Here is a 260-nt window from a genome sequence, read left to right on the forward strand (position 1 = left end):
GGTACGGGTTGCTTCACTTCTGCTCTTCTTGGATCCGATTTCACTATAACAGCTTCGCCCGAAGGCTAAGCCTTGACACTTCCGTCCGTCTTCAATAGCTACGTCGAACCGTCCCCTTTTTAGTGTGAGCAAGTATGGGAATATTAACCCATTGTCCATCCACTACCCCTTTCGGGTTCGCGTTAGGTCCCGACTAACCCTCAGCTGATTAGCATGGCTGAGGAAACCTTAGTCTTTCGGTGAGGGGGTTTCTCGCCCCC

1 rRNA gene is annotated in these 260 nt (G+C 51.5%); it reads right to left on the reverse strand.

Annotated features, from left to right (window positions below):
* Positions 1 to 260: ribosomal RNA gene (locus ACR9ZK_RS22410) — 23S ribosomal RNA — on the reverse strand; the annotation flags it as partial.

It is taken from the genome of Monashia sp. HAY1-5C (assembly GCF_056755255.1).